Here is a 22,130-nt window from a genome sequence, read left to right as displayed (position 1 = left end):
CATGACTGCAGATACCAAGTGGGTTTACGCCTTTGGCGGTGGTGACAGTGAAGGCGAAGCCGGCATGCGCGAGCTGCTGGGTGGCAAGGGTGCGAACCTGGCCGAAATGGCCAAGCTGGGCCTTCCGGTGCCGCCAGGCTTCACTTTGACGACCCAGGTCTGCACGGCCTTCTATGATAATGACCAGGCCTATCCGGACACGCTGGGTGGCCAGGTCGAGGCGTCGCTCGCCAAGCTTGAACAGGCGGTCGGCAAGGCGTTTGGCGATCCGGCCAATCCGCTTCTGGTCTCGGTCCGTTCGGGCGCCCGCGCCTCGATGCCGGGCATGATGGATACGGTCCTCAATCTCGGCCTCAATGACGAGACGGCGGAAGGTCTGGCCAAGCTGTCCGGCGACCGCCGCTTTGCCTATGACAGCTATCGCCGCTTCATCCAGATGTATTCCGATGTCGTCCTCGGCGTGGATCACGCCGTCTTCGAGGACATTCTCGACGGCTTCAAGGACGATAATGACTACTCCCTCGACACCGAGTTGAGCGCCGATGACTGGGTCAGCATTGTGGGAGAGTACAAGGCCGCTGCTGCCCGCGAGCTGGGCCGCGACTTCCCGGCGGATCCGCGCGAGCAGCTGTGGGGCGCCATCGGCGCCGTCTTCGGCTCGTGGATGACCGATCGCGCCAAGACCTATCGCCGCCTGCACGACATCCCGGCCAGCTGGGGCACGGCGGTCAATGTCCAGGCGATGGTGTTCGGAAATATGGGCGAGACGTCTGCCACCGGTGTGGCCTTCACCCGCGACCCGTCGACCGGCGATACCGGCTATTACGGCGAATACCTGGTCAACGCCCAGGGCGAGGACGTGGTCGCCGGCATCCGCACACCGCAATGCCTGACCGAGGCGATGCGCGAGAAGATGGGCGATGACAACCCGTCCATGGAAATGGCGATGCCGGAGAGCTATGCCGAGCTGGCCGCCGTCTTCGACAAGCTGGAGCGTCATTACACCGACATGCAGGACATCGAGTTCACGGTCGAGCGCGGCCGGCTCTGGATGCTGCAGACCCGCAATGGCAAGCGCACCGCCAAGGCGGCGCTGAAGATTGCCGTCGACATGGCGTCGGAAGGTCTGATCTCGACAGATGAGGCCGTGATGCGCGTTGACCCGGCCCAACTCGACCAGCTCTTGCACCCGACCCTCGACCCCGACGCCGAGCGCGACATCCTGACCTCGGGCCTGCCGGCATCGCCGGGCGCGGCCTCGGGCAAGGTGGTCTTCGACAGCGACGAAGCCGAAGAACGCTCCAAGGCTGGCGAGAAAGTCATCCTGGTGCGTATCGAGACCTCGCCGGAAGACATTCACGGCATGCACGCGGCTGAAGGCATCATCACCGCACGCGGCGGCATGACCTCGCACGCTGCCGTGGTGGCGCGCGGCATGGGGCGGCCTTGTGTCTCCGGTGCCGGCGCGATCAAGATCGACTATGCGGCCAAGCAATTCGTCGTTGGCCGCCGTCTGGTCAAGGATGGCGAGATGGTCACCATTGATGGCGCCTCGGGCCAGGTCCTGATGGGCGAAGCCAAGATGATCAAGCCGGAGCTGACCGGCGATTTCGGCAAGCTCATGGTCTGGGCCGACAAGGCCCGCCGCATGAAGGTGCGGACCAATGCGGAAACGCCCAATGATTGCGAGACCGCGGTCGAGTTCGGCGCTGAAGGCATCGGCCTGTGCCGCACCGAGCACATGTTCTTCGAATCCGACCGGATCGCCGCCGTGCGCGAGATGATCCTGTCGAATGACCAGGACGGACGGGTTACGGCGCTGGACAAGATCCTGCCCATGCAGCGCGACGACTTCGCACAGATATTCCGCATCATGGGCGAGCGTCCCTGCACGATCCGCCTCCTGGATCCGCCGCTGCACGAATTCCTGCCGCATACCGAGGAAGACGTCATTGATGTCGCCAAGGCGACCGGCCTGCCGGCCGACCAGCTGATGGCGCGGGCGCGTGATCTCGGCGAAAGCAATCCCATGCTCGGCCATCGCGGTTGCCGCCTGGGCATCACCTTCCCGGAAATCTACGAGATGCAGGCCCGGGCGATTTTCGAGGCCCAGGTCGCGGTCGAGAAGGAAACCGGCTTCCAGCCGCTGGCCGAAGTGATGATCCCGCTCGTGGCCATGCCGGCCGAGCTGGCCATTCTGAAGGCGCGGGTTGCCGGTGTCGCCAAGGCTGTTGCCGAGGAGACAGGCGGCGCGCCGAAATATCTCATCGGCACGATGATCGAATTGCCCCGCGCCGCGCTGATGGCCGGTCAGATTGCCGAGGATGCGGAATTCTTCTCCTTCGGCACAAATGACCTGACCCAGACGACTTTCGGTCTGTCGCGGGATGATGCGGGTAAATTCCTCGGCGACTATCTTGAAGCGGGAATTCTCGAGAAGGATCCCTTTGTCACGCTGGACCGTGACGGGGTCGGTGATCTGGTCCGGATCGCGGCAGAACGCGGCCGCGCCAGCCGTGAAGGCCTCAAGCTGGGCATTTGCGGCGAGCATGGCGGCGACCCGTCTTCCATCGATTTCTGTGAGGAAATCGGCCTGGATTATGTGTCCTGTTCGCCATACCGCGTGCCAATTGCGCGTTTGGCGGCCGCCCAGGCCCGTTTGCGCCGTCAGTAATAGCTTTCTGTAATCGCAACTGAAAATCCCGCCTCTCTTGGAAGGGGCGGGTATTTTCTTATTTGTAACCAAGCACCCTGCTTGACCGCTATGGTTGGCTCAAATAGAGAGGCGCGCTGATTTCACGAAGGATTCAGACACGGCGCTTCATGTTAATCTCGTCGCAAGACGGCACGATTCGTGAAAGGTCGGATTTGACGCCTGAACGGACATACGGAGACCAAATGGACCTCGACGCGGCACGCAGCCAGCAAAAGCAGGTAGCGACAGCATTGCATATGCTGGCGACCCTGGTGCTGTGTGCGATGACGGTCCTGCTCCTCAACGGGGCCTCCGATCGCGCCCGCGAGCAGGACGAGACACTCGTCTGGCAGGCGATGGCGTCGCGTTATCTCCAGGCCGGTGATGTTGATGCCGCCTGGCAGCCGCCGGAAGAATTGCGCTTTGCCTCGCTGAAGCTGGAAGCCGACACCGATGCCGGTATCGTGCTGACCGCCCGCTCGCTGGATGACCTGCGCACCTTTGACAATACGCACCTCCAGATCGCCGCCGGCATCTCGGCTGAAGTCGATTGCCTGGCCGAAGCGATCTATTACGAGGCCCGCAGCGAGACCTTTGTCGGTCAGCTGGCCGTGGCCCAGGTGATCCTGAACCGGGTCGACAATCGCAATTATCCGAACTCGATCTGTGGCGTGGTCTATCAGGGGTCTGAACGCCGGACGGGGTGCCAGTTCACCTTTACCTGTGACGGGTCCATGGTCCGTGAGCCGCGCGGTCGCTCCTGGCGCCGGTCGCAGCTGGTCTCCCAGCATGCCTTCATGGGTTTTGGCCGGGATGTGACCCGCCGCGCGACGCATTACCATACGGTGGCCGTTGACCCGTATTGGAATGATGGCCTCGTGCGCACGCGCCGGATCGGGACACATATCTTCTACCGTTTCCCGACCCGTCGCGAACGCGTCGCGGGTATTGTGCGCGAGCGCGACGCCTAGTCGGGCCCGGATTTTCCTCGGTCTTGCCCTGTTCTGTCCTGTCGCAAACATGATGCGATGAAACGCGCTTGGCGGCGTCAAATTCATTGTTAATGTGTTGTTTCTAGTGTGCGTGTTCCGACCCAGTCCTGCTTCAGTTCCCTGGAGACCGCATGGCAATCGCCCAAACCGGCAAGACCCCTGACAGGCTTTGGCTCTGCATGAGCGACAGCAACCGCACACGCGTGTTGTCGCGAGCGCTGGCCAAGGGCTTGGGCATGACCGTCTATCTGGGTCCGACCATGGACCAGGAGGGGCCGGTTGCGCTTGTCGTGGCAGATGACGCCCATGCCGCGCGAATCGCCGACGCTCGCAAGAATGCCGCGCCGAAACAGTGCTCCTTGCTGGTCACCGGCAATGCCCGGCGCAGCGGCGCCGATATCTTTCTCGATCATGATGCGGATGCGGGCACCCTCGCCAATGCGATTGACGGGCTGCGCGCCTACCGAGCCCAGGAACTTGCCATTCCGGCCGATTCCGAGATCGGACTCGGGGCGACCCAGTCGCTCGCGGCGGGCGAATTCTCGATCCAGACCCGTGAACAGGCCAGCGATGTCGCCATCCTGCTGGGCCGCGCCACGCCACGCCCCTGCGCGACGGCAGTGGGTCTTTACGTCCTGCTCGCCAATGCGATCGAACACGGCAATCTGGGCTTCGATCCCGCTGAAAAGGCCAAGGGCCTGGCGGAAGGCAATTGGGAGCGCAAACTGTCCAAGCGCATGGCCGAAAGCCTGTATGAGGACCGCCGTGTGAAGCTGCGCTTCCAGCGCGGCGGGCGCATCCTCTCCTTCATCATCCAGGATGATGGGGAAGGGATTGACGCCGAGACCGCCGAGATGGCGGACCCGTCACGGGCGGGCTATCGCGGCAAGGGTATCAAACTGGCCAAGTCGATGGGCTTTGGTCAGGTCAATTATCTCGGCGTTGGCAATACCGTTGAGGCTGCGGTGCTCCTGCCGCAGTCTGTCGAGACGACCGGCTCGGCACCCCGCGCGGCCATCGCGCGCTGACGCTCATTCTTACATGAACGCCGTCTGAACCGGGCGCTCAGCCAAGCCTCATATCGATATCGCTAGTGTCAGCTCAAGCACGGAGATTCATCCGCAAGGGAGCTGCACATGTCTCGTCTCAAAGCCTTCACCAGCGCCATCGCCCTGGGGGCGACCCTGTTCGCCGCTGTCCCGTCGGCCGCGCAAGCGCAGACCCGAAATGGCATTGACCTGCATCCGAGCCGCGATTGCGGCATTCAGGTCTATCTGTCGAATTCGAGCGGTGTCGCTGTTCCGAAGGCAGATGTGCGCCTGAGCGGGTCCTATGTCTTTCGTCTCTATCAGGCGATCCCGACCAGCGATCTCAACCTGCGTCTCGACGGTCGCTTCGCCAGCAATGGCTCGCGTGACACCGCCCTGGCTCGCAGCCATTTCACGCTCGGCTATGTCGTGCCGGGTGGCTATCGCGGGATGGACGAGCTTCGCGATGCCGAGCTGGGTCAGGACGCAATGTTGCGCGGTTCCCTGGCTGTCTATGACCAGGCTGGTCGGCTGACCTGTTCCACGCAGCAGGTCGACATCATGCCGATGGGCTTGCTGAATGGCGTCCGACCGGCGCCGCGCGCACGCACCACGTCCATCCCGGTGACCGGCCCAACGCGTGCCGAGCAGGCCCGGGCCCGCATTGCCGCCACCAATGCGGCACGCCCGTCCTCCGCGACCAGTCAGCAACGGCTGACGCCTGCCCAATGCGCCCGGCTTCGTGCCGCGCGGCCAGCCCAGTGCCGCTACGACTGAATCTGATTGTCTCCGACCCCAAACTGGCCCGCCCTGACCTCAGGCGCGGGCCTTTTTCTTATCTGGATCAACAAGATGAACAAGTTTCGCCGGTCTGTTCATCTACCTGTTGTGACTATGAATGGAGCTCTCAGCATTCGCTCATCATGGCCTCCTTAAAACGGGTGACAGGCTTCGATGCATCGGGCGTCGGCCAGCAAAACGGAGTAGTCAAAATGAAAACCCGCTTTCTCATCGCCAGCGCCCTCGCGGCAGTTTCCATCCTCGGCACGGTCGGTGCGGCTGAAGCCCAATCGCGCAACCGCGTCTCGATCGCCCAGGAAGGCTATCGGAATGACATCGCCGGTCGCCAGCAGGGCCACCGCCAGAGCATGGTGATCAACCAGCGCGGCGAGCGTCAGTACGTCACGGTTATCCAGGACGGCGCCCGCAACGGTACCACGGTTGGTCAGCGCGGCCGCTATAACGAGGCGCATGTCGACCAGTACGGCCGCAACAATGACGCCGTGGTCGGTCAGCAGGGCTACAACAACTACGCCCGCAGCGTTCAGACCGGCAATCGCAACATCTCCGGTGTCGCCCAGATTGGCCGCAACAACACCGCCGTGACCAATCAGTATGGCTACAACAACGCCGCCGGTGTCATTCAGGTTGGAAATGGCCAGTCGGCCAATGTCCGCCAGTCGGGCTCTGGCAATGTGACCCTGGTTATCCAGGGCGACCACTAAGACGACCCCGCCGGGCGCAGCGGCATGATGCCGCTGCGCCGACCGGGCCGCCCCAGCCAAGGAGGCTGACATGGGTATTAAACTGATTTCCTTGAGTTCGCTGGCGGCTATGGCCAGCATCTGGTTCGCCGTTGAAGTTGATGAGGCGCCGGCTGAAGCGCGCCTCGCCATGCTGGAGAATGGTCCGGCCTGCGGCATTGATCTGACAGAAACCGTCGATGGCCTCGTCGTGACAGCGTGGAGTGCGCCGGATGCCGGGTCCAGCTGGGACATGATCATTACCCAGCGCACCGGTGGAGGGTCCTTCGATCTCTACCAGGGCGGCGATATCGAGCCCTATGGTGAAGGTGCGGTGATCCTGTCCGACATCACACTGGATATGGAAACCGATTTCAGCGCCCGGCTCTCAACCTGGAGTCCGCAGGGGGACCTGCTCTGCCGCTGGGGTGACGCCGTCTGAGGCGGGGGCGGGATTTCCCCGCCGCCGGCAATCGACCGACATGCCTGACCGGGATGCCTGACGGGATCCCGGTCTGCCTGTGTCTGGGCCTCTCGCTGGCAAAGCCAACCACATGAACACGCCTTGTCGATCCTGGTTCGGCCCCCCATCTGAGGTTTTCACCAAACGGGGAGAACGCCGAAATGAGTATCACCTTGTCGTCCGTCGCACGGACTCAACTCGATCAGGTCTATCGCGCGGTCGACATCATCCTGGCCAAGGGCGAAGCCCATGCGAAGGAAAAGGGGGTCGAGGACAGTGTCTGGCTCAATTGGCGGCTTTCGCCGGACATGTTCGCCTTCACCCGTCAGGTTCAGCTGGTCTCCGATTTCACCGTACGCGGCATGTCGCGCCTTGCCGGTGTGGAACCGGCTTCCCTGCCGGACACCGAAACCAGTTTCGCCGAGCTTCGCGCCCGTGTCGCCAAGGCCCGCGAAGCGGTCTGGGCGCTCGATACCGACGCGATCGATGCCAATCCGCAGGCCGATATCACTTTCCCGGCCGGGCGCGATCGGGAGATGACGCTGCCGCGCCAGATGTATCTGCAGAGCTTTGTCATCACCAATGCCATCTTCCATGCCGCCACGGCTTACAACATCCTGCGCCAGCTTGGCGTCCCGCTTGGCAAGGCCGACATGATGGGCATGAGTGGCTAGCTGGATTTCCATGGCAGGGCTAGTCTGGTGTTCCACACTCCGGAGCCTTGCCATGATCAGTCTTGCAGCCCTGTTACTGGTGGCCGCCCAGCCGGCCACCGGCTCTGCCGCCGAAACCGCCATTCAGGCCTTCGAGCCGCAGGGGTTTACAACCCGCTTCACCATCGAGATCGAGGCGCCCGTCACCGAGGTGTTCGAGGCCGCAACAGGCGATGTGACAGGTTGGTGGGACCATAGTTTCTGGCCCGACCCGGCCGAGATGGTGATCGAGCCCCGCTTTGACGGGCGCTTCTATGAGCGTTTCGAGGCGGGCTCGGATAATGGGACGCTGCACGCGCGGGTCATCTTTGTTCGCGCGCCTTATGAGCTGCGCCTGCATGGACCGCTTGGCCTGTCAGGCCGGGCCTTCGACATGGTCACCAGCTGGTCGCTCGAGGACGCCGGAGAGGGCGACAGGACGGCCTTCACGGTCGAGCTCCACATGGCCGGGGAAATAGACGCGGAGATGGCCGCAATCGTCCGATCGGTCTGGGTGCATTTCATCGATGCGCGCCTTCGCCCCTGGGTCGAAGCCGATTGCCATCTCGCGCCTGACGAAGCCTGTTCTGCCTTTGTCACTCAGCCCTGACCTTGGCAGGCCCCGAGCTCAGCCCTATCTCAACCGAATGACGGATTTCGAAGACCTTCCCGAACACCTGCCGCTCTTTCCATTGGGGGGCGCCATCCTCCTGCCCGGAGAGATATTGCCGCTGAATGTCTTTGAGCCGCGCTATCTCAACATGCTGGACGATGTCCGGCATGGCGACGGACATGTCGGCATCATTCAGTGCCGCTCCGGCAGAAATCCGGAAAAGCCGGAGCTCGCACCGATCGGAGGCGCCGGTCGGTTGAAGCAATGGCAGGAAACCGATGATGGCCGTTATCTGATCACGCTTGTCGGCGTGAGCCGCTTCCGCTTGTGCCAGGAAATCGAGGTCGGCAAGCCTTATCGTGTTGGCGCGGCTGATTATTCCGGTTTTGCCGATGACCTTTTGCCGCGGCAAGTGCCGAGCGTGGATCGTGACCGGCTTCTTGGATTGCTGCAGGCGTGGTTTGAAGCGGAACAGCTCGCTGCCGACTGGCGGACGCTTCGGGACGCGCCCTTGCCGGTCCTGGTCGATCAACTGGCCATGTCGGCACCCTTCGCGTCGGCTGACCGCCAGGCCTTGCTGGAAGCGCAGGACACGACCGCGCGACTGGATCTGATGCAGGACCTTCTGGCGGCGCGGATTGCCGGAAATGCCGGCGGCTCGATGCAGTAAGCGTCAGCGGATCAGCCAGTCCCTGGCGACGCCTTTCGACGTGAAAGCCCGGGCCTTGTCGCCATTTCGAGCATGTGCCTTGCACGCGCGGCTTGCGGCCGTTTTCTGGTCGGCGCGGATGATGTAGGCCGTGCGATATCCGCTGAACAGGCGGGCGACAAAGCGCAACCGCTCATCCCATTCCAGCTCGGACAAGCGATAATTCGCGTCGCGCACGTCGTAGAGGATCAGTTGGGAGTCGAGCTTTGCCGCGATCGAGGTGAAGGCGGCGGCGGGAGCTCGCTCATCGCCAGCCAGTCTCTCACCCTGGGCGCGGAGCTCGATAACGCCGTTCCTGAGCTGCAGGTCGAAGCCTTGCATGGAAAAGCTGGAACGCAACCGGTTCACCCCTCTGACGTCAATTGACGCTCACGCCTTGTCCAAGGCTAGCGCGAGCCGGGGTGGTCGGTCACCCCACCCAGCCATAATCGGGCGGCTTGGCGCGAACGGCAGGACAGGCCCCGACCCCCGCGGGATTCCAGATGGTGCAAGACCCGGGCGACCTGGGTGTCCTGGTCCTGGCGGTTGACGAAGGCGGTCGGATGGCCCTGGCAAACGCGGGCGATCAGCCGCGCCCGTTCCTCCCACTCGATCTCGTCCAGCTCATAGACCGCACCGCGGACATCGAACAGGATCCCGGTGACATGGGTGTTGGCCAGAAAGGATTCGAAGGAGCGTCCGGGATCGCGACCCATGGCAGCCGTGCGTGTGCCGTCGGTCCGCATTTCCAGCACCTGGCCGTCAATACGAATCTCGAAGCCCTGCATGGAATAGGCCTGGACCACACGCTTTCCCTTTCGTCGCGAAGGGGCGGTTATGGCGTCAATCATGCCGAGAATGTGACGCTTTGGCCAATCAGGGCGGGCAACGGCCATGCGTTTGCGGGTAGCTAGCCGGGCTTTCGCGCCTGCAGACAGGCGCAATTGCTCATCTCGTTCGCGCACAATCGATCCAGCCAATCGTCCAGGGCAATTGCGAGAATGCGTTGTTGCGACCAGTTCATCTGAACTGACACCGTGCCCAGTCGACGCTTCTGCTCGGCGGTCAGGCGCACGGTGGCACGATGCGCCAGCGGGCCGTCAGGTCCGGGCAGCGGTGGCGGACTGGGGGTCGCGCCCTCGCTGCAACATCCGCCCTGCGGCGAGGCGGAAGCGGATGTTTTCGGGCGCCGCCTCAAGGACGGGCCGGAACCGGAGTCAGACGCCGGGTGTGCGACCGGCGCAGGCTTGCCCGCTGGAGACGCCGTCTTGCGGGCAATCAGGGATTGGCTGGTTTCGCGAGTCTGGGAGGTCAGGTTTTCCGGCCGCGCCGGCTCGATGTCGCGGCGTTGCGGCAGGTCGGTATAGGAGACCTGGCCGAGCGGTGAGGGGATGGCGGGCGAGGCTTCGCCCTTGCGGGCCAGGAGACCGGCATGAAGGCTGGCATATTTGGCGCTCATCGGGATGTCCTTCCTGTCGGGGCTCAGGCCGTGAAACGACGGCCGAAGGGTTGATGGGCCGCGCGGCGACGGTCCGGCTTGCCGGGGGGCGGACCGCTATCGGCCTTGCGGCGGTCTATGCCGTCCCAGTTGGAATTGGCGGAGGGTGCCGGATCGGGCGGCGGTGCGGCCGTGCCGGCGAGGGCATAACCCGGCTGGTTTTCCAGCGCGTCCTCGTCCTCATCCACCTCCTGGCCTGACATGCCGGCGGTGGCCGGCGACAGGATGTCGGCCTCGAAGGTGGAGCGTGGTGGCCGATCCAGCATGTCGCGCGGATCGCTGGCCCGCATGCGCATGAGCCGGTCATCGAGATAGGCCCAGAGATTGGCAACCTCACTGGCCGAGCGGCTGGTTTCGGAGACCTCTCCGACGGTGCGGCCATCAATCATGGAGGCCGCGAAGTCGACGCGGTGATGCAGTGTGACCGGCGCGACCGTCCCGTGCTGGGAGAGGGCGACGGCCGTCTCGCCGGTGATCCTGGCCCGGGCGGTCGCCGAGTTGATCACGAAGACCAGCGGCTTGTCCTGCATCTGCACGATATCGACCGTCGGACCCACGGCGCGCAGATCGTGCGGGCTGGGCCGGGTTGGCAGCACGACCAGGTCGGCATGGGTGATCACCTCGGCAATGGTCGAGGTTACGGCTGGCGGCGTGTCGATGATGATCAGGCGATAGCCGGCATCCTCCAGCAGCTTGATGTCACGCCCCAGATCCGGCACCGATATGCGGGCGAAGGCGGGCGCGGCGCTGGCTCGCGCATTCCACCATTTTGCCATCGAGCCTTGCGGATCGGTATCGATCAGCGCGACCGGCCCGGCGCCGGACAATTCCGCCTGCACCGCCATGTGCGCCGACACGGTGGTCTTGCCGGATCCGCCTTTCTGCGACGCGAAGACCACGACTTGAGCCTTGCCTGTCATTTCAGCACCTCTCCCGTCCGACCGTGTGCAAACGGCCTCATGGAGGGCCATGAGAACAGGCATGTCTTGCGCGAGGTCTAAGCCGGGTGCCGGGATTTAAGTCGAAATTTCGCCGTATTGTCTGAGTCTGTTCGCAGGTCCGAGCAGCGAGGAGCCCGACCCATGGCCGAGAAGACCGTCACATCCGGCGATATCATCCGCATCATCGCCGCGGTCCTGTTACCGCCGCTCGGCGTCTTCCTGCAGGTCGGGATCGGTATCCAGTTCTGGATCAATATCGTCCTGACCATCCTTGGCTATGTCCCGGGTATTGTGCACGCGGTCTGGATCATCGCCCGGCGCTGACCGCGCCCGTCCAAGCGGGACGCGCAAGGGGGCAGGGGACGCGCTCACAGCCAGTCCCGCCCGGCGCTGACCCCACCTCATGCTAGGCTGAACGCCAGCTGAGGAGAATCTGCCATGCCGGAAACGACCGGAACCGAGACCGCCCTGAACCGCTATATCGCGTTTCATGAGGCGCTGGGCCGTGCGCGCCCCAGGCCGGATGGTGATGCCCGTCCCTTTGCCGCCTCGGCCCTGGTCCGGTCGCCACGCGGCGAGGCTGCCCGGGATAGCCGCTCGCTTGTCCAGCGGACCCGCGAGAATTTCCGGACCTTGAAGGAAGAATCCGGTGGCTGGCGTGCGCCCAGCGGCGCGGTGCGCTGGATCTATGCCGCGATGATGGCGGCCCAGTCGATCGACATGAACCGCTATTTCGCCCTGCGCGACGCCCTCAAGGCCGGCCGCAAGGTGTCCGGGACCGGTACGCTCTATGCCGGTGGGTCGCGCGCCGCCCTGGTCCTGTCCCTGTCGGATGAGGCCATCGACACGCTGGTCCCGCGCTTCTTCGCCATCAAGGCTGCGATCAAGCCGCCCTGGTGGCGCCGTGACATGTCGATCACCGACATGTTCTCCGCCGCTCATGCCGCCGAGGGCGCGAGCCCGGCCGATGTCGCCGCGCGTCGCGAACAGGCCGAGGCGATCTTTGCCGCCGACCGTGTCCTGCGGGGTCACAAGCGGGAAGGCGCGCGCCTGTGCGCCCTGATGGGCACCAGTCCGCACCAGGTGATCGCCGGTTTTGCCGATTTGCGTGACGCTGTGCGGGCCGATCGCAAGCTGCGCTCGGATCATGACAAATCGATGCTGGTGTCCTGGGCCTGTGAGGGCCTCACCGCTGCGGACATTCCGGCCCTGTCCGAGGTCCGCGAAGGCCTGCCGCGTCAGTGCCGCGGCGCCGGCCATGCCCGTACCCGCCTGGCGCACCAGGTCCTGGTGGCCGATCGACCTGCGCCTCCGGGCAGCAGTATTTCGGCGCTCACCGCGGTGATCGCCGCCCAGGCAGCGATGATGGCCGGCGTGATTGCCGCCAGTTCGGCCGCGACCACGACAGCCGCGACCAGCTAGGCCGGTTTCGCACCGATGACGGGCAGGAAGCGGAAGGCGACCATGCCCGCCAGCATGGCGGCACCGAAGACCCAGACCGGCGGACCGCCGATGGTCAGCACGGTCAGGGCCGGGCCCGGGCACAGTCCGACCAGTCCCCAGCCCGCGCCGAACATCACCGCCCCGGCGGCCAGCCGGACATCGATCTGGCTGGCGGAGGGCAGGGCGAACTCGCCGCCCAGCACCGGTTCACTGCGGCGCCAGGCAAGGCGATAGCCGATCGCGGTGACGGCCAGGGCGCTGCCCATGACCAGCGCCAGAGACGGGTCCCACGCGCCGAAAATGTCGAGAAAGGCGAGCACTTTGGCAGGATTGGTCATCTGCGCGATGACGAGGCCCAGGCCGAAGATGAGACCGGCCAGGCCGGCGGCGAGATTGCGCATCATGATGCCCCTCCCGCGAACAGGCCGGCGAGGCTGCCGCGCATCAGCGTCACCGTGACCATGCCGACCGCCATGAAGACCAGGACCGAGATCAGGGATCGGGCCGACAGGCGCGACAGGCCGCATACGCCATGCCCGCTGGTGCAACCCGATCCCAGACGCGTGCCGAAGCCGACCAGAAGTCCGCCGATCACCAGCAGTGGCCAGCTCTGCGTGATGTCGACCGCCAGCGAGGGACGCACCCCGCCGGGCAGCAGCATCATGACCAGCGGCGCGACTACCATCCCGCCGAGAAAGAAGAGCCGCCAGGCGCGGTCGCCCGGGGCGCCGAACAGGGCCGTGCCCAACAGGCCGCTAATCCCGGCAATGCGCCCGTTCAAGGCCATCAACAGGACGGCGGACAATCCGATCAGGGTGCCGCCGATCAGTGCCGACACCGGTGTGAAGTTTTCCATGCGAGCCTCCCATGCTGCCCCAATTACACGCCGGGTTGCGCCCAATTGGAAGGGGCAAGCGGACAGGGCTGTGGCGCCGCACGCGCGAGGCGCCGGAGGGATGGGAGGAAAACCGGAGCGGCCTGCTGGCTGACAAGCGATGTATGGCCCAAATCGCGCGGCGCGCACGCTTGTGCGACGGCGCCGGCGCAGCGACGGCGCGTCACCCATTCGGCTCATTGTGCAGTCATCTTCGCCTCGCTAGCCTGACCCGACAGTCAGGGGACCCACATGATATCGACACCGCGCACGCTTCTCGCCAGCCTCATCGCTCTTGCCGCCATCGCCGCGCCGGCCGCCGCGCTCCAGAAAGGCCCCTCACCGGCGGCCCCGCCCAGCGCGTCTGCCGATTGCGACCTCGTCGCGGCGGCACCCTGGGGCGACGACGCGGACAGCGGTCTGGTCGCCGAAGCGGTCACGATCTGCGGCGAGGATGGCCGGATCCGGGCCACGCTCAGCCTGGTTGATGACAAGGGCGAGACCCGCTTCCAGCGCGTTTTCCCGACCGACGAGGTCATGCTCCTGGCCTGGGCCGAACCGGGCCAGATGGACGCAGCCCTTACCGACTGGCTCGGCGCCTTCACCCATCTCGACACCACCGCCAACATCCCCGGCCCCGACGCCGAATTCCCCTTCTACGCCGCCGAAGGCGTCACCGACGCCGAGATCGACACCCTTCGCGAAGAGGCCCGCGAGATGGCCTGCATCGTCCAGGGCCTGGAAAGCGCGCTCTGCCTGGTGCGCGAAGGCGAGGGCGTGCGCGAAGTCGGGGTGTGGCTGTTCCCGGGTTGACCCGCCTCTCCCCTGCCCGGGAGAGGTCCCGGAGCGCGTCAGCGCGCAGGGGGGCGAGCGTAGCGAGGAGGGGGCCAGGTCCTTCCCCTTGATGGGGAAGGTGCCCCGGATTTAATCCGGGCCGGAAGGGGTGAACCGCCCCAGCGTACTGTCACCGAGCGCTGATCACCCACTCCGTCTGGCCGCTGACGCGCCCAGCCACCTCGCCCATCAAGGGCGAGGACCTCGGTGCTTCCTGCCCCTGCAATGCGGAATCTCCCACAACCCCCACCGTCATCCCCCGGTTGCGGCAAAGCCGCGATCCGGGGGACCTCAGCTCCCCCGTCAGCCGGTTGGCCAAGGTCCCCCGGATGCCCGCTGCGCGGTCACCGTGGGATGACGGGGGTAATGATGTCGGAGCGATTTTCTGCCCTCGCAAGGCGGGGGACGTGGCCCGGTGCGGAGCACCGGGACGAAGGGGGCCAAGCGTAGCGAGGAGGGGGCGGGACCCAGGTCCTTCCCCAGACAAGGGAAGGTGCCCCGGATTTAATCCGGGGCGGAAGGGGTGAAACGCGCCAGCGTTCTGGCCCCGACCGCCCATCACCCACTCCGTCTGGCCGCTGCGCTTCCAGCCATCTTGTCTATCAAGGGCGAGGACTGGCGGCGTATTTCTAGGGAAGCGCCCTCTGGTTCCGGCAATTGGTGTGCGCCCCCATTTTGCTCAAAGTGAGTCCGGGGAGACTCTATTCCCCCCGCAACTTCAGCACCTCATCCCGCAACCTCGCCGCCTCCTCAAACTCCAGATCCGCCGCAGCTTCCCGCATCCGCTTCTCCAGATCCGCAATCACCGCCACCACATTATCCCCGGCCACAAACGCAGCCTGATCGGCCTCGCGCATCCCCTTCGGTTTCCCATCACCCTTCTTGCGGCCCTTCGCGGCGACGCCGCGCCCTTTCGCCTGGGACTCCATCACCTCTTCCAGGATGTCGCTGATGCCTCTGGTGATCGTTGTCGGGGTGATACCGTGTTCTTCGTTGTGGGCGATCTGTTTGGTGCGGCGGCGGTTGGTTTCGTCCATGGCGCGTTGCATCGAGCCGGTGATGCGGTCGGCATAGAGGATGACTTTCGAGTCGGCATTTCTGGCGGCGCGGCCGATGGTCTGGACCAAGCTGGTCTCTGATCTGAGGAAGCCTTCCTTGTCGGCGTCGAGGATGGCGACGAGGCCGCATTCGGGAATGTCCAGACCTTCCCGCAAGAGGTTGATGCCGATCAGCACGTCATAGACGCCCAGGCGCAGATCGCGGATCAGCTCGATGCGTTCGACCGTGTCGACATCGGAATGCATGTAGCGGACCTTCAGGCCCTGCTCGTGCATGTATTCCGACAGGTCCTCGGCCATGCGCTTGGTCAGGGTGGTGACCAGGGTGCGAAAACCCTTCTCCGTGGTGGCGCGGGCCTCGTCGATGACATCGTCGACCTGGGAGGCGCCATCGGCGGCGACCGGGCGGACTTCGACCGGCGGGTCGATCAGGCCGGTCGGGCGGATCACCTGTTCGGTGAAGACGCCGCCGGTCTGGTTCAGCTCCCACTGGCCCGGCGTCGCCGAGACCGAAATGGTCTGCGGCCGCATGGCATCCCATTCCTCGAATTTGAGCGGGCGGTTGTCGAGGCAGGAGGGCAGGCGGAAGCCGTGATCGGCGAGCGTCTTCTTGCGGGAATAGTCGCCCTTGTACATGGCGCCCAGCTGCGGGATGGAGACATGGCTCTCATCGGCAAAGACAAGGGCGTCCTCCGGAATGTATTCGAACAGGGTGGGCGGCGGCTCGCCCGGCTTGCGGCCGGTGAGATAGCGGGAATAATTCTCGATCCCGGCGCAGGAGCCGGTGGCGCCGAGCATTTCCAGGTCGAACTCGGTGCGCTGCTGCAGGCGCTGGGCCTCGAGCAGCTGGCCATTGGCCTCCATCCAGGCGAGGCGTTCCTTGAGCTCGGCCTTGATCTTGACCACGGCCTGGTTGAGCGTCGGGCGCGGCGTGACGTAGTGGGAATTGGCGTAGAACTTGACCGATTTCAGCTCGGTCATGGTCTTGCCGGTGAGCGGATCGAACTCGGTGATCTGCTCGACCTCGTCGCCGAAAAAGCCGATCCGCCAGGCGCGGTCGTCATAATGGGCCGGGAAGACCTCCAGATTGTCGCCGCGAATGCGGAAGGTGCCGCGGATGAAGGCGGCGTCATTGCGGGTGTATTGCAGGTCGACCAGCTGGCGCGTGATGGCGCGGGGATCGGCGATATCGCCGGGCTTCAGCTCGAACGTCATCGCGGTATAGGTCTCGACCGAGCCGATGCCGTAAATGCACGAGACCGAGGCAACGATGATCACGTCATCGCGTTCCAGGATGGAGCGCGTGGCGGCGTGGCGCATCCTGTCAATCGCCTCATTGATCGAAGATTCCTTCTCGATATACGTGTCGGTACGCGGCACATAGGATTCCGGCATGTAGTAGTCGTAGTAGGAGACGAAATACTCGACCGCATTGTCCGGGAAAAAGCTCTTGAACTCGCCATAGAGCTGGGCGGCAAGCGTCTTGTTCGGGGCCAGGATCAGGGCCGGGCGCTGCACCGCCTCGATGATCTTGGCCATGGTGAAAGTCTTGCCGGTGCCGGTGGCGCCGAGCAGGACCTGGTCGCGCTCCTCGCCCGTCAGTCCGGCGACCAGCTCCTCGATCGCCTGCGGCTGGTCACCCTTGGGCGAGTATTCCGAGACACAGCGGAAGCGCTGCCCGCCCTCGGACTTGTCCGGCCGGTCGGGCCGGTGCGGCGTCCATTCGCCCGCCGTCGTCACGCTGGTCAGCGTGTCGAGCACGAAGTCTTCCGGGGCGGTTAGGGTGTCGTCGAGGGTCAGCTTGGCCATGGAGGGACTATGTGACGCCGCGCGGGCGAGGGCCAGTGCCTGGCTGCGACCTCCCTGCCACCGTGCTGTCAGGAGCACGCATAGCGTATGAGCCGCCGTTAGGGCCGTGTTCAGCGCAGCAGGGTTAATGTGCGGACAGGAGATCAAGCATGCCTGCCGCCGACCTGCCCGTGCCAAACCGTCTCAGCGTGCTGCTGGTCGATGACAGCCGCCCGGTTCGCGCCGTTGTCCGGACCCTGCTCACCGGTATCGGTTTTGCCCGTGTATTCGAGGCGGCCGACAGCGATGAGGCGCTGGTTCTCGCCCGCACCTGTGGTCCCGATTTCGCGCTGATCGACTATGATCTCGGGATGAGTTCCGGGCTCGACCTGGCCCGCCGCTTCCGCGATCCGGTCCAAGCCCTGCGCCCGGACCTGCCGCTTATCCTGCTCGCGGCTGACGGCTTTGCCCATCTTGTCCGTGGCGCCGCCTCGGCCGGCATCGCCGCGGTCCTGCCAAAACCGGTCAATCCGGTGCGCCTGCGGGAGACACTATTGGGCGTCGCTCAAGCCGAAAGCATTGCCGAAACGGCCGCCCGTGCTAGATTCTGATCCTCTAACGGAGGTGATTCATGCCGAACGAGCCACTGGCCGGATTGCGCATTCTGGTGGTCGAAGACACCGCGTCCATCCGCACCCTGGTAATCAAGCTGCTGGAGCGGCTCGGCTGTGCGGATGTGTTCGAGGCAGCCGACAGCGAGACGGCCTGGCACCATCTCAGGCGCCAGACGCTGGACGCGGTCCTGCTCGACTATGAGCTGCAATCCGATGATGGCGTGTCGATCGCCTGGCAGGTGCGCGGTGACGAGACCCTGGCGAACAAGGATGTGGCGATCATCCTGCTGACCTCGCATGACGAAGTTCGCATTGTCGACGCGGCCCGCAAGGCCGATATCGATGCCTATCTGGTCAAGCCGGTCATGCCGGACCGGCTCGGCAAGCGAATTCTTGATGCCGTCAATCACCGCAAGGGCATCACCCACAAGCCACCGCGCAGCACCGAAGTGTCCTGGACGGACTGATCAGTCCGCGGGCGGAACGGCCGCGATGCCCGGCCATTGTTCGGGGTAGATGAGGCCCTCCGTGTCAAAGCCGCGTGCGCGCAGATCGGTGAGGCGGGCGTCCACGAAGTCCGCGCCCGGCTGCGGATTGCGGGCCAGGATCCACAGATAGCGGCCCTCGGCCTCGGAAATCACGGCCCAGCTGTAATCCTCGGCCAGATCGATGATCCAGTAATCACCGAAGAAGGGGCCGAAAAAGCTCACTTCAAGGCGGGCATTGCTGTCCGGATCCGCAATGCGGGCGCGGCCCTCGGCCGTGTTGCCGGCGCCATCCAGTCCATCCTTCCAGCATCGATTGAGGACGGCGATCATGCCGTCCTCGCGTCGCGCATACTCCGCAATTACGCCGTCACAGCCACGCTCGAAGCCGTGATCGGCGCGAGCGATCTCGAACCAGCGGCCGAGATAGCGATCCAGATCAACCGAGGCGACGGTCCGCGGCGGTGTGTCGCCGGCCAGGCGGTCCCGCGGCGGTGAGCTGCAGGCGGCCAGCGGCAGCAGGAGCAGAACAAGTGGCAGGGCGAGGGCGTGTCGTAACTGGCGTGGCATCGTCCATATCTCCGGTCTGAACCCGAGGAGATAGCGGCAAGCCGGCTCGAGTCCAGCCGCAAGGCCCCGATTGGTCCGAAACTGGACGGAACCATGAATTGTATATATAAGTATCGCCCGTTCAGGTGGGGGTCAAAATGACAGAAGGCGGGACCGACACGGATACTCCCGGACTTGCCCGGGAGGACGAGGCGGCGATCGGAGAGAGGCTCGAACGGGCAGTCCCCTCCAGTCTGTCAGCGCAAGTCTTGCTGCGCGAATTGCTCGCGGAAATCCGCTCCATGGAGCGTTTCGCCCGGTCGCGCGGGATCGCGCTTCCGGACTCTGTCCAGGCCAACCTGCCGGTCTTGTTCGAGCGCCTCGGTGCCGTGCCGAGCGATGAGTTGTCGATTTATGCCGACGATGTCGAGCCGCCCGACGAGGACATGCGGCGGACCGTGACGCTGTCATGAATAGGGATACGGAGACCCTTCGCCTGGCAATGAGAATTCACCAGGATCTGTCCGTGGCGATCGCGCCGGCCACGCCAGGAACGATCAGGGCCAGTGAGCTGCGCCATAACCGGGTCTTGCTGTCCATTGGCGCGATCGGGCTGACCGCGCTCCTTCTCCTGGTCGTCATGACTGCCATCCCCGGTTTCTGGGCGCCCGGAGGAGATACCGCGCCCATCGGTGACGGGCTTTCAGGTGAGCAGATAAGCCAGAAGCTGACGCGACTTTGTGGCGCCGTGCTCGGCGCAACGCTCTTCGCCTTCTGGACGGCACGGAACTATCTCCGCGATGGCACATTCCGTCCGCAATACTATCAGCTCTACCTGTTGCGTTTCGTCCTCGGGATTTTCACCGGCTTCATACTGGGTGAGATCGCAGGCGGCAATTCCAGCCTGAATGGCATCGCGGACGAGTACGGCCCGCTGGCGATCGCGGTTGTCGGTGGTTTCTCGGCCGAGGCTGTTGTCCAGATATTGCAGCGAATTGCCGACATCCTCGTCGCGGCTGTGCGCGGGAATGAGCGGGAGCAGGCTCAATCGGAAGCCCAGGCCGAAACGCGCCGTCGGCTGAGCGAGGCCTCGGCTCGAATGCAGGATGCGCTCGCCGAAAGCGATCCGGATGTGCGCGCCGCAGCCTTGCGTGAGGTGGCCGCGCAGTTACGCGAACGCTGAAGGCCTGGTCTGGCCTCCAACCCGGTCCCGGTCTTTCTTCCCTCAGCGGCGCAGGGCGTCGCTCAGGCGTCGTCATAGACCTCGGCTTCGATGACGGCGTCCAGGCCCAGTTCGAGATAGTCGCCGAGCATGGGGGCGCCGAGCAGATAGTCCTCGGTCGGTCCGCTGCGACGGCTACGGGCTTCCCGGAGGGCCCGACGAAAGTCGCGACCCTCGAAATCGCCGCGTCCTATCCAGTAGAGCGCGACCAGGTCGGCCTGGGCTTCCTCGTCAAGTGAACCCAGCCAGTCTTCGATTTCCCTGCGGATCGGATCGATATCGCCGGTCAGCAGGCTCTCGACCGCATCGGTCTCGCCACTGTCCGGGTCTTTCTCGTAATCGTCGATCTGTTCCTTGCTGTCATAGGCGCGAGCCCGATCGATCAGGGAGCGCACCATTTTTTCTGCGATGTTCATGACCTTGCCTTTCCAAGCCTGCCAAACTGAACGCAACGCAACGGGGGCAGACTAGCACAGGACGGGGCTCTTGTGGCGGGCAATCCGTTCTGCCAGCGGGTTTCGGGTGGCGGCTCGGGCGCGCCAGCCCGGTCAAGACTTGGTTAAGGCCGCGGGTGCACACTCTGGGCGATTATTGATTCCCTTTTCGCCATTGCGAGAGTCCATGTCCGGCAGTTTCGACCGCATCCGTGTCCTGATCGTTGAGGATAACGCGCACATGTCGACCATCCTGCGAACCATCCTGCAGGGGTTTGGCGTGCGCACGATCGTGGAAGTGCGCGACGCCGCGGACGCTTTCGAGACGATGCGCGATGTGAATCCGGACTTCGCCCTTGTCGACTATATGCTGGGCGATCTGAACGGGCTGGAATTCACCCGTCTTGTGCGCACCGCGTCGGACAGTGCGAACAAGTATCTGCCCATCGTCATGGTCACCGGTCACACCGACCGGTCCAAGGTGATCGAGGCGATCAATGCCGGGGTAAACGAGTATCTTGCCAAGCCGGTGCGCCCGGTCGACCTCTTCCATCGGATCAGCGCGCTGATCGAGCGGCCACGCCGCTTCATCAAGGCGCCGACCTATTTCGGTCCTGACCGACGTCGGCGCCAGGACCCGCGCTATGCCGGTCCGTGGCGTCGCGAGGGTGATGACGAGAACTCAGCCGCCAGCTGACGGCCGGCGAGATGCCGGCGGCTAATCGGCCCGACGATCGGTGATGGTCACGGCACAAGTCGGTTCATCGCTCAGCGTGTTGATCAGCTCGACATTCACGGCCACCGTCTCGAGGTTCGCTGGTTCCGCCGTACATGCGACCGAACCGCCAACGGCCCAGCCAAACTCGATTGCGAACGTGGCCCCGGTTGGCAGCGAGAGTGAGATCATGCCGCCCAACGCGTCGTATGCACTGACGACCCCGTTGACATAGGTGATCGAGTCGCCCGGCTCGAGGGTCGAACCTGGCGTGGGTATCCGGTCCCATTCGCCGCCCGTCAGGGAGCCGTAGGTCAAAACCAGCGGGTTCGCCGAGGCGGCCTGGATTTCGATCGTGAGGCTGTGCGAAAATTCATTCTGCATGGCCTTGCCCAAGGCAGGTTTGGGCGCGGACTCGCCAACAGCCACACCGAGCGGAGCCGTGGAGAGAGCGGAGGCAAGTGCAATCATGGATAACATGAGCGTCTCTACAGTTGATCGCGGAAAGGCTTGCACGGCTGGCGCTAAGACTTCCTGAACCGGGGCCGGCTTCCCGCCCGTCGCCGGCGGTCAGGACGCTTCAAGCGCCGACAGTGTGACCTCGGCCCGGCGATAGACCGAAAACACGATCACGGCCTCGTCTGCCCCGACCGCCTTGCGCTTTCGGATGATGGTCGAGAACTCGGCATTATTGACCAGCAGGTCCGGCCCCAGGCTGGTCAATTCCTCGCGCAGGATCAGGGCGGTGTCGCAGCTGAGCGGGGCCCCGCAACCGGAGCGGCAGGCGATGGCATCGGCCTGGTTCAACAAGCCCTGCAGGCGCTGCGCGGCAGCAGCATCCCTGATCAAGGCCCGTCCGTAGGCGTCAAAGCGAATATCATCGAGATGAAAGAGAATTCCCCACTCGCTCTGCATGTGGCTCTCCGTGCGACACGCATTAGATGTACACGTTTTGTTCCGCATCTTCAAGCTGTGGGTCGC

The 22,130-nt window shown here is 64.4% G+C and carries 27 protein-coding genes and 1 pseudogene; 17 read left to right on the top strand and 11 right to left on the bottom strand.

The features are described from left to right. Position 1: 1 nt before the first annotated feature. The 9 genes from ppdK (at position 2) to JXQ94_RS09465 (ending at position 8,676) form a co-directional block, all read left to right on the top strand. Positions 2–2,674 (top strand): pyruvate, phosphate dikinase, encoded by a 2,673-nt coding sequence (gene ppdK / locus JXQ94_RS09505; protein WP_421923533.1) that lies wholly within the window; start codon positions 2–4, stop codon positions 2,672–2,674. Positions 2,675–2,898: 224 nt separating this feature from the next. Next, positions 2,899–3,666 carry a cell wall hydrolase gene (locus JXQ94_RS09500; protein WP_421923532.1) on the top strand — a complete coding sequence of 256 codons (768 nt, stop codon included), beginning with the start codon at positions 2,899–2,901 and terminating at the stop codon, positions 3,664–3,666. Positions 3,667–3,866: 200 nt separating this feature from the next. Next, positions 3,867–4,715 (top strand): hypothetical protein, encoded by an 849-nt coding sequence (locus tag JXQ94_RS09495; RefSeq protein ID WP_421923531.1) that lies wholly within the window; start codon positions 3,867–3,869, stop codon positions 4,713–4,715. 108 nt (positions 4,716–4,823) lie between these two features. Further along, positions 4,824–5,492 (top strand): hypothetical protein, encoded by a 669-nt coding sequence (locus tag JXQ94_RS09490; protein WP_421923530.1) that lies wholly within the window; start codon positions 4,824–4,826, stop codon positions 5,490–5,492. A 215-nt stretch (positions 5,493–5,707) separates the two neighbouring features. Further along, positions 5,708–6,220: a curlin-associated protein gene (locus JXQ94_RS09485; RefSeq protein ID WP_421923529.1), complete on the top strand. Its 513-nt coding sequence runs from the start codon at positions 5,708–5,710 to the stop codon at positions 6,218–6,220. A gap of 70 nt (positions 6,221–6,290) precedes the next feature. Then, complete coding sequence (csgH, locus tag JXQ94_RS09480; protein ID WP_295696146.1) at positions 6,291–6,680, top strand: curli-like amyloid fiber formation chaperone CsgH; 390 nt, start codon at positions 6,291–6,293, stop codon at positions 6,678–6,680. Between the two features lie 182 nt (positions 6,681–6,862). After that, positions 6,863–7,375, top strand: a complete 513-nt coding sequence (locus JXQ94_RS09475; protein WP_421923528.1) for a DUF1993 domain-containing protein — start codon at positions 6,863–6,865, stop codon at positions 7,373–7,375. Between the two features lie 52 nt (positions 7,376–7,427). Beyond that, on the top strand, positions 7,428–8,003 hold the full coding sequence (locus JXQ94_RS09470) for an SRPBCC domain-containing protein (RefSeq protein ID WP_421923527.1): 576 nt from the start codon (positions 7,428–7,430) through the stop codon (positions 8,001–8,003). A gap of 37 nt (positions 8,004–8,040) precedes the next feature. Then, complete coding sequence (locus JXQ94_RS09465; protein WP_421923526.1) at positions 8,041–8,676, top strand: LON peptidase substrate-binding domain-containing protein; 636 nt, start codon at positions 8,041–8,043, stop codon at positions 8,674–8,676. Positions 8,677–8,679: 3 nt separating this feature from the next. Here the strand turns inward: JXQ94_RS09465 and JXQ94_RS09460 are convergent, their stop codons facing one another. The 4 genes and pseudogenes from JXQ94_RS09460 to JXQ94_RS09445 all read right to left on the bottom strand — a co-directional run. After that, on the bottom strand, positions 8,680–9,063 hold the full coding sequence (locus tag JXQ94_RS09460; protein ID WP_421923525.1) for a hypothetical protein: 384 nt from the start codon (positions 9,061–9,063) through the stop codon (positions 8,680–8,682). 38 nt (positions 9,064–9,101) lie between these two features. Next, complete coding sequence (locus JXQ94_RS09455) at positions 9,102–9,545, bottom strand: hypothetical protein (RefSeq protein ID WP_421923524.1); 444 nt, start codon at positions 9,543–9,545, stop codon at positions 9,102–9,104. A gap of 59 nt (positions 9,546–9,604) precedes the next feature. Continuing rightward, positions 9,605–10,153 carry a hypothetical protein gene (locus JXQ94_RS09450; RefSeq protein WP_421923523.1) on the bottom strand — a complete coding sequence of 183 codons (549 nt, stop codon included), beginning with the start codon at positions 10,151–10,153 and terminating at the stop codon, positions 9,605–9,607. A gap of 335 nt (positions 10,154–10,488) precedes the next feature. Further along, positions 10,489–11,112 (bottom strand): annotated as a pseudogene (locus tag JXQ94_RS09445) (AAA family ATPase); the annotation flags it as partial. Positions 11,113–11,274: 162 nt separating this feature from the next. On the opposite strand from JXQ94_RS09445, the gene JXQ94_RS09440 reads away from it, so the two are divergent. Beyond that, on the top strand, positions 11,275–11,457 hold the full coding sequence (locus JXQ94_RS09440) for a YqaE/Pmp3 family membrane protein (protein ID WP_421923522.1): 183 nt from the start codon (positions 11,275–11,277) through the stop codon (positions 11,455–11,457). Between the two features lie 114 nt (positions 11,458–11,571). After that, positions 11,572–12,555 carry a hypothetical protein gene (locus JXQ94_RS09435; RefSeq protein ID WP_421923521.1) on the top strand — a complete coding sequence of 328 codons (984 nt, stop codon included), beginning with the start codon at positions 11,572–11,574 and terminating at the stop codon, positions 12,553–12,555. Here the strand turns inward: JXQ94_RS09435 and JXQ94_RS09430 are convergent. Together JXQ94_RS09430 and JXQ94_RS09425 are read right to left on the bottom strand one after the other, a co-directional pair. Further along, positions 12,552–12,980 carry a DUF6691 family protein gene (locus JXQ94_RS09430; protein ID WP_421923520.1) on the bottom strand — a complete coding sequence of 143 codons (429 nt, stop codon included), beginning with the start codon at positions 12,978–12,980 and terminating at the stop codon, positions 12,552–12,554. The two genes, JXQ94_RS09435 and JXQ94_RS09430, sit on opposite strands and share 4 nt — an antisense overlap. Then, positions 12,977–13,432, bottom strand: coding sequence for a YeeE/YedE family protein (locus tag JXQ94_RS09425; protein WP_421923519.1), 456 nt, complete (start codon positions 13,430–13,432; stop codon positions 12,977–12,979). The genes JXQ94_RS09430 and JXQ94_RS09425 overlap by 4 nt, the downstream gene beginning before the upstream one ends. Before the next feature lie 270 nt (positions 13,433–13,702). Between JXQ94_RS09425 and JXQ94_RS09420 the strand changes: the two genes are divergently transcribed. Next, entirely contained in the window at positions 13,703–14,263 is a 561-nt protein-coding gene (locus tag JXQ94_RS09420) for a hypothetical protein (RefSeq protein ID WP_421923518.1), read from the top strand. A gap of 722 nt (positions 14,264–14,985) precedes the next feature. Here JXQ94_RS09420 and uvrB read toward each other — a convergent pair. Beyond that, entirely contained in the window at positions 14,986–17,151 is a 2,166-nt protein-coding gene (gene uvrB / locus JXQ94_RS09415) for an excinuclease ABC subunit UvrB (RefSeq protein WP_421923517.1), read from the bottom strand. A 149-nt stretch (positions 17,152–17,300) separates the two neighbouring features. On the opposite strand from uvrB, the gene JXQ94_RS09410 reads away from it, so the two are divergent. Then, positions 17,301–17,741: a response regulator gene (locus tag JXQ94_RS09410; RefSeq protein ID WP_421923516.1), complete on the top strand. Its 441-nt coding sequence runs from the start codon at positions 17,301–17,303 to the stop codon at positions 17,739–17,741. Positions 17,742–17,761: 20 nt separating this feature from the next. Continuing rightward, the gene (locus tag JXQ94_RS09405; protein ID WP_421923515.1) at positions 17,762–18,211 is read left to right on the top strand and encodes a response regulator; all 450 of its coding nucleotides are present in this window, start codon (positions 17,762–17,764) and stop codon (positions 18,209–18,211) included. Here JXQ94_RS09405 and JXQ94_RS09400 read toward each other — a convergent pair whose 3' ends face one another. After that, on the bottom strand, positions 18,212–18,799 hold the full coding sequence (locus JXQ94_RS09400) for a lipocalin family protein (RefSeq protein WP_421923514.1): 588 nt from the start codon (positions 18,797–18,799) through the stop codon (positions 18,212–18,214). It abuts the gene before it with no gap. Between the two features lie 137 nt (positions 18,800–18,936). Between JXQ94_RS09400 and JXQ94_RS09395 the strand changes: the two genes are divergently transcribed. Beyond that, complete coding sequence (locus JXQ94_RS09395; RefSeq protein ID WP_421923513.1) at positions 18,937–19,251, top strand: hypothetical protein; 315 nt, start codon at positions 18,937–18,939, stop codon at positions 19,249–19,251. A 29-nt stretch (positions 19,252–19,280) separates the two neighbouring features. Next, on the top strand, positions 19,281–19,961 hold the full coding sequence (locus JXQ94_RS09390; RefSeq protein WP_421923512.1) for a hypothetical protein: 681 nt from the start codon (positions 19,281–19,283) through the stop codon (positions 19,959–19,961). A gap of 62 nt (positions 19,962–20,023) precedes the next feature. On the opposite strand, the gene JXQ94_RS09385 is transcribed toward JXQ94_RS09390, so the two are convergent. Continuing rightward, positions 20,024–20,416 (bottom strand): DUF3775 domain-containing protein, encoded by a 393-nt coding sequence (locus tag JXQ94_RS09385; protein ID WP_421923511.1) that lies wholly within the window; start codon positions 20,414–20,416, stop codon positions 20,024–20,026. A gap of 205 nt (positions 20,417–20,621) precedes the next feature. Here JXQ94_RS09385 and JXQ94_RS09380 point away from each other — a divergent pair, with 205 nt between their 5' ends. Then, positions 20,622–21,131 (top strand): response regulator, encoded by a 510-nt coding sequence (locus tag JXQ94_RS09380; protein WP_291844917.1) that lies wholly within the window; start codon positions 20,622–20,624, stop codon positions 21,129–21,131. 21 nt (positions 21,132–21,152) lie between these two features. Here the strand turns inward: JXQ94_RS09380 and JXQ94_RS09375 are convergent, their stop codons facing one another. Then, positions 21,153–21,629: a hypothetical protein gene (locus tag JXQ94_RS09375; protein WP_421923510.1), complete on the bottom strand. Its 477-nt coding sequence runs from the start codon at positions 21,627–21,629 to the stop codon at positions 21,153–21,155. Positions 21,630–21,719: 90 nt separating this feature from the next. Next, on the bottom strand, positions 21,720–22,064 hold the full coding sequence (locus tag JXQ94_RS09370) for a hypothetical protein (protein WP_421923509.1): 345 nt from the start codon (positions 22,062–22,064) through the stop codon (positions 21,720–21,722). Positions 22,065–22,130: the final 66 nt, after the last annotated feature.

Source organism: Maricaulis maris (genome assembly GCF_049116555.1).
Taxonomy (GTDB): Bacteria; Pseudomonadota; Alphaproteobacteria; order Caulobacterales; family Maricaulaceae; genus Maricaulis; species Maricaulis maris_C.
Note: the sequence above shows the minus strand (reverse complement) of the source record. Positions and strands in the feature narration are given on the sequence as shown.

Excerpts from the sequence above, each read along its gene's own strand:
- ppdK (WP_421923533.1), top strand. The coding sequence starts at position 2 with ATGACTGCAGATACCAAGTGGGTTTACGCCTTTGGCGGTGGTGACAGT.
- JXQ94_RS09500 (WP_421923532.1), top strand. The coding sequence starts at position 2,899 with ATGGACCTCGACGCGGCACGCAGCCAGCAAAAGCAGGTAGCGACAGCA.
- JXQ94_RS09495 (WP_421923531.1), top strand. The coding sequence starts at position 3,867 with ATGAGCGACAGCAACCGCACACGCGTGTTGTCGCGAGCGCTGGCCAAG.
- JXQ94_RS09490 (WP_421923530.1), top strand. The coding sequence starts at position 4,824 with ATGTCTCGTCTCAAAGCCTTCACCAGCGCCATCGCCCTGGGGGCGACC.
- JXQ94_RS09485 (WP_421923529.1), top strand. The coding sequence starts at position 5,708 with ATGAAAACCCGCTTTCTCATCGCCAGCGCCCTCGCGGCAGTTTCCATC.
- csgH (WP_295696146.1), top strand. The coding sequence starts at position 6,291 with ATGGGTATTAAACTGATTTCCTTGAGTTCGCTGGCGGCTATGGCCAGC.
- JXQ94_RS09475 (WP_421923528.1), top strand. The coding sequence starts at position 6,863 with ATGAGTATCACCTTGTCGTCCGTCGCACGGACTCAACTCGATCAGGTC.
- JXQ94_RS09470 (WP_421923527.1), top strand. The coding sequence starts at position 7,428 with ATGATCAGTCTTGCAGCCCTGTTACTGGTGGCCGCCCAGCCGGCCACC.
- JXQ94_RS09465 (WP_421923526.1), top strand. The coding sequence starts at position 8,041 with ATGACGGATTTCGAAGACCTTCCCGAACACCTGCCGCTCTTTCCATTG.
- JXQ94_RS09455 (WP_421923524.1), bottom strand. The coding sequence starts at position 9,545 with ATGATTGACGCCATAACCGCCCCTTCGCGACGAAAGGGAAAGCGTGTG.
- JXQ94_RS09450 (WP_421923523.1), bottom strand. The coding sequence starts at position 10,153 with ATGAGCGCCAAATATGCCAGCCTTCATGCCGGTCTCCTGGCCCGCAAG.
- JXQ94_RS09440 (WP_421923522.1), top strand. The coding sequence starts at position 11,275 with ATGGCCGAGAAGACCGTCACATCCGGCGATATCATCCGCATCATCGCC.
- JXQ94_RS09435 (WP_421923521.1), top strand. The coding sequence starts at position 11,572 with ATGCCGGAAACGACCGGAACCGAGACCGCCCTGAACCGCTATATCGCG.
- JXQ94_RS09430 (WP_421923520.1), bottom strand. The coding sequence starts at position 12,980 with ATGATGCGCAATCTCGCCGCCGGCCTGGCCGGTCTCATCTTCGGCCTG.
- JXQ94_RS09425 (WP_421923519.1), bottom strand. The coding sequence starts at position 13,432 with ATGGAAAACTTCACACCGGTGTCGGCACTGATCGGCGGCACCCTGATC.
- JXQ94_RS09420 (WP_421923518.1), top strand. The coding sequence starts at position 13,703 with ATGATATCGACACCGCGCACGCTTCTCGCCAGCCTCATCGCTCTTGCC.
- uvrB (WP_421923517.1), bottom strand. The coding sequence starts at position 17,151 with ATGGCCAAGCTGACCCTCGACGACACCCTAACCGCCCCGGAAGACTTC.
- JXQ94_RS09410 (WP_421923516.1), top strand. The coding sequence starts at position 17,301 with ATGCCTGCCGCCGACCTGCCCGTGCCAAACCGTCTCAGCGTGCTGCTG.
- JXQ94_RS09405 (WP_421923515.1), top strand. The coding sequence starts at position 17,762 with ATGCCGAACGAGCCACTGGCCGGATTGCGCATTCTGGTGGTCGAAGAC.
- JXQ94_RS09400 (WP_421923514.1), bottom strand. The coding sequence starts at position 18,799 with ATGCCACGCCAGTTACGACACGCCCTCGCCCTGCCACTTGTTCTGCTC.
- JXQ94_RS09395 (WP_421923513.1), top strand. The coding sequence starts at position 18,937 with ATGACAGAAGGCGGGACCGACACGGATACTCCCGGACTTGCCCGGGAG.
- JXQ94_RS09390 (WP_421923512.1), top strand. The coding sequence starts at position 19,281 with ATGAGAATTCACCAGGATCTGTCCGTGGCGATCGCGCCGGCCACGCCA.
- JXQ94_RS09385 (WP_421923511.1), bottom strand. The coding sequence starts at position 20,416 with ATGAACATCGCAGAAAAAATGGTGCGCTCCCTGATCGATCGGGCTCGC.
- JXQ94_RS09380 (WP_291844917.1), top strand. The coding sequence starts at position 20,622 with ATGTCCGGCAGTTTCGACCGCATCCGTGTCCTGATCGTTGAGGATAAC.
- JXQ94_RS09375 (WP_421923510.1), bottom strand. The coding sequence starts at position 21,629 with ATGTTATCCATGATTGCACTTGCCTCCGCTCTCTCCACGGCTCCGCTC.
- JXQ94_RS09370 (WP_421923509.1), bottom strand. The coding sequence starts at position 22,064 with ATGCAGAGCGAGTGGGGAATTCTCTTTCATCTCGATGATATTCGCTTT.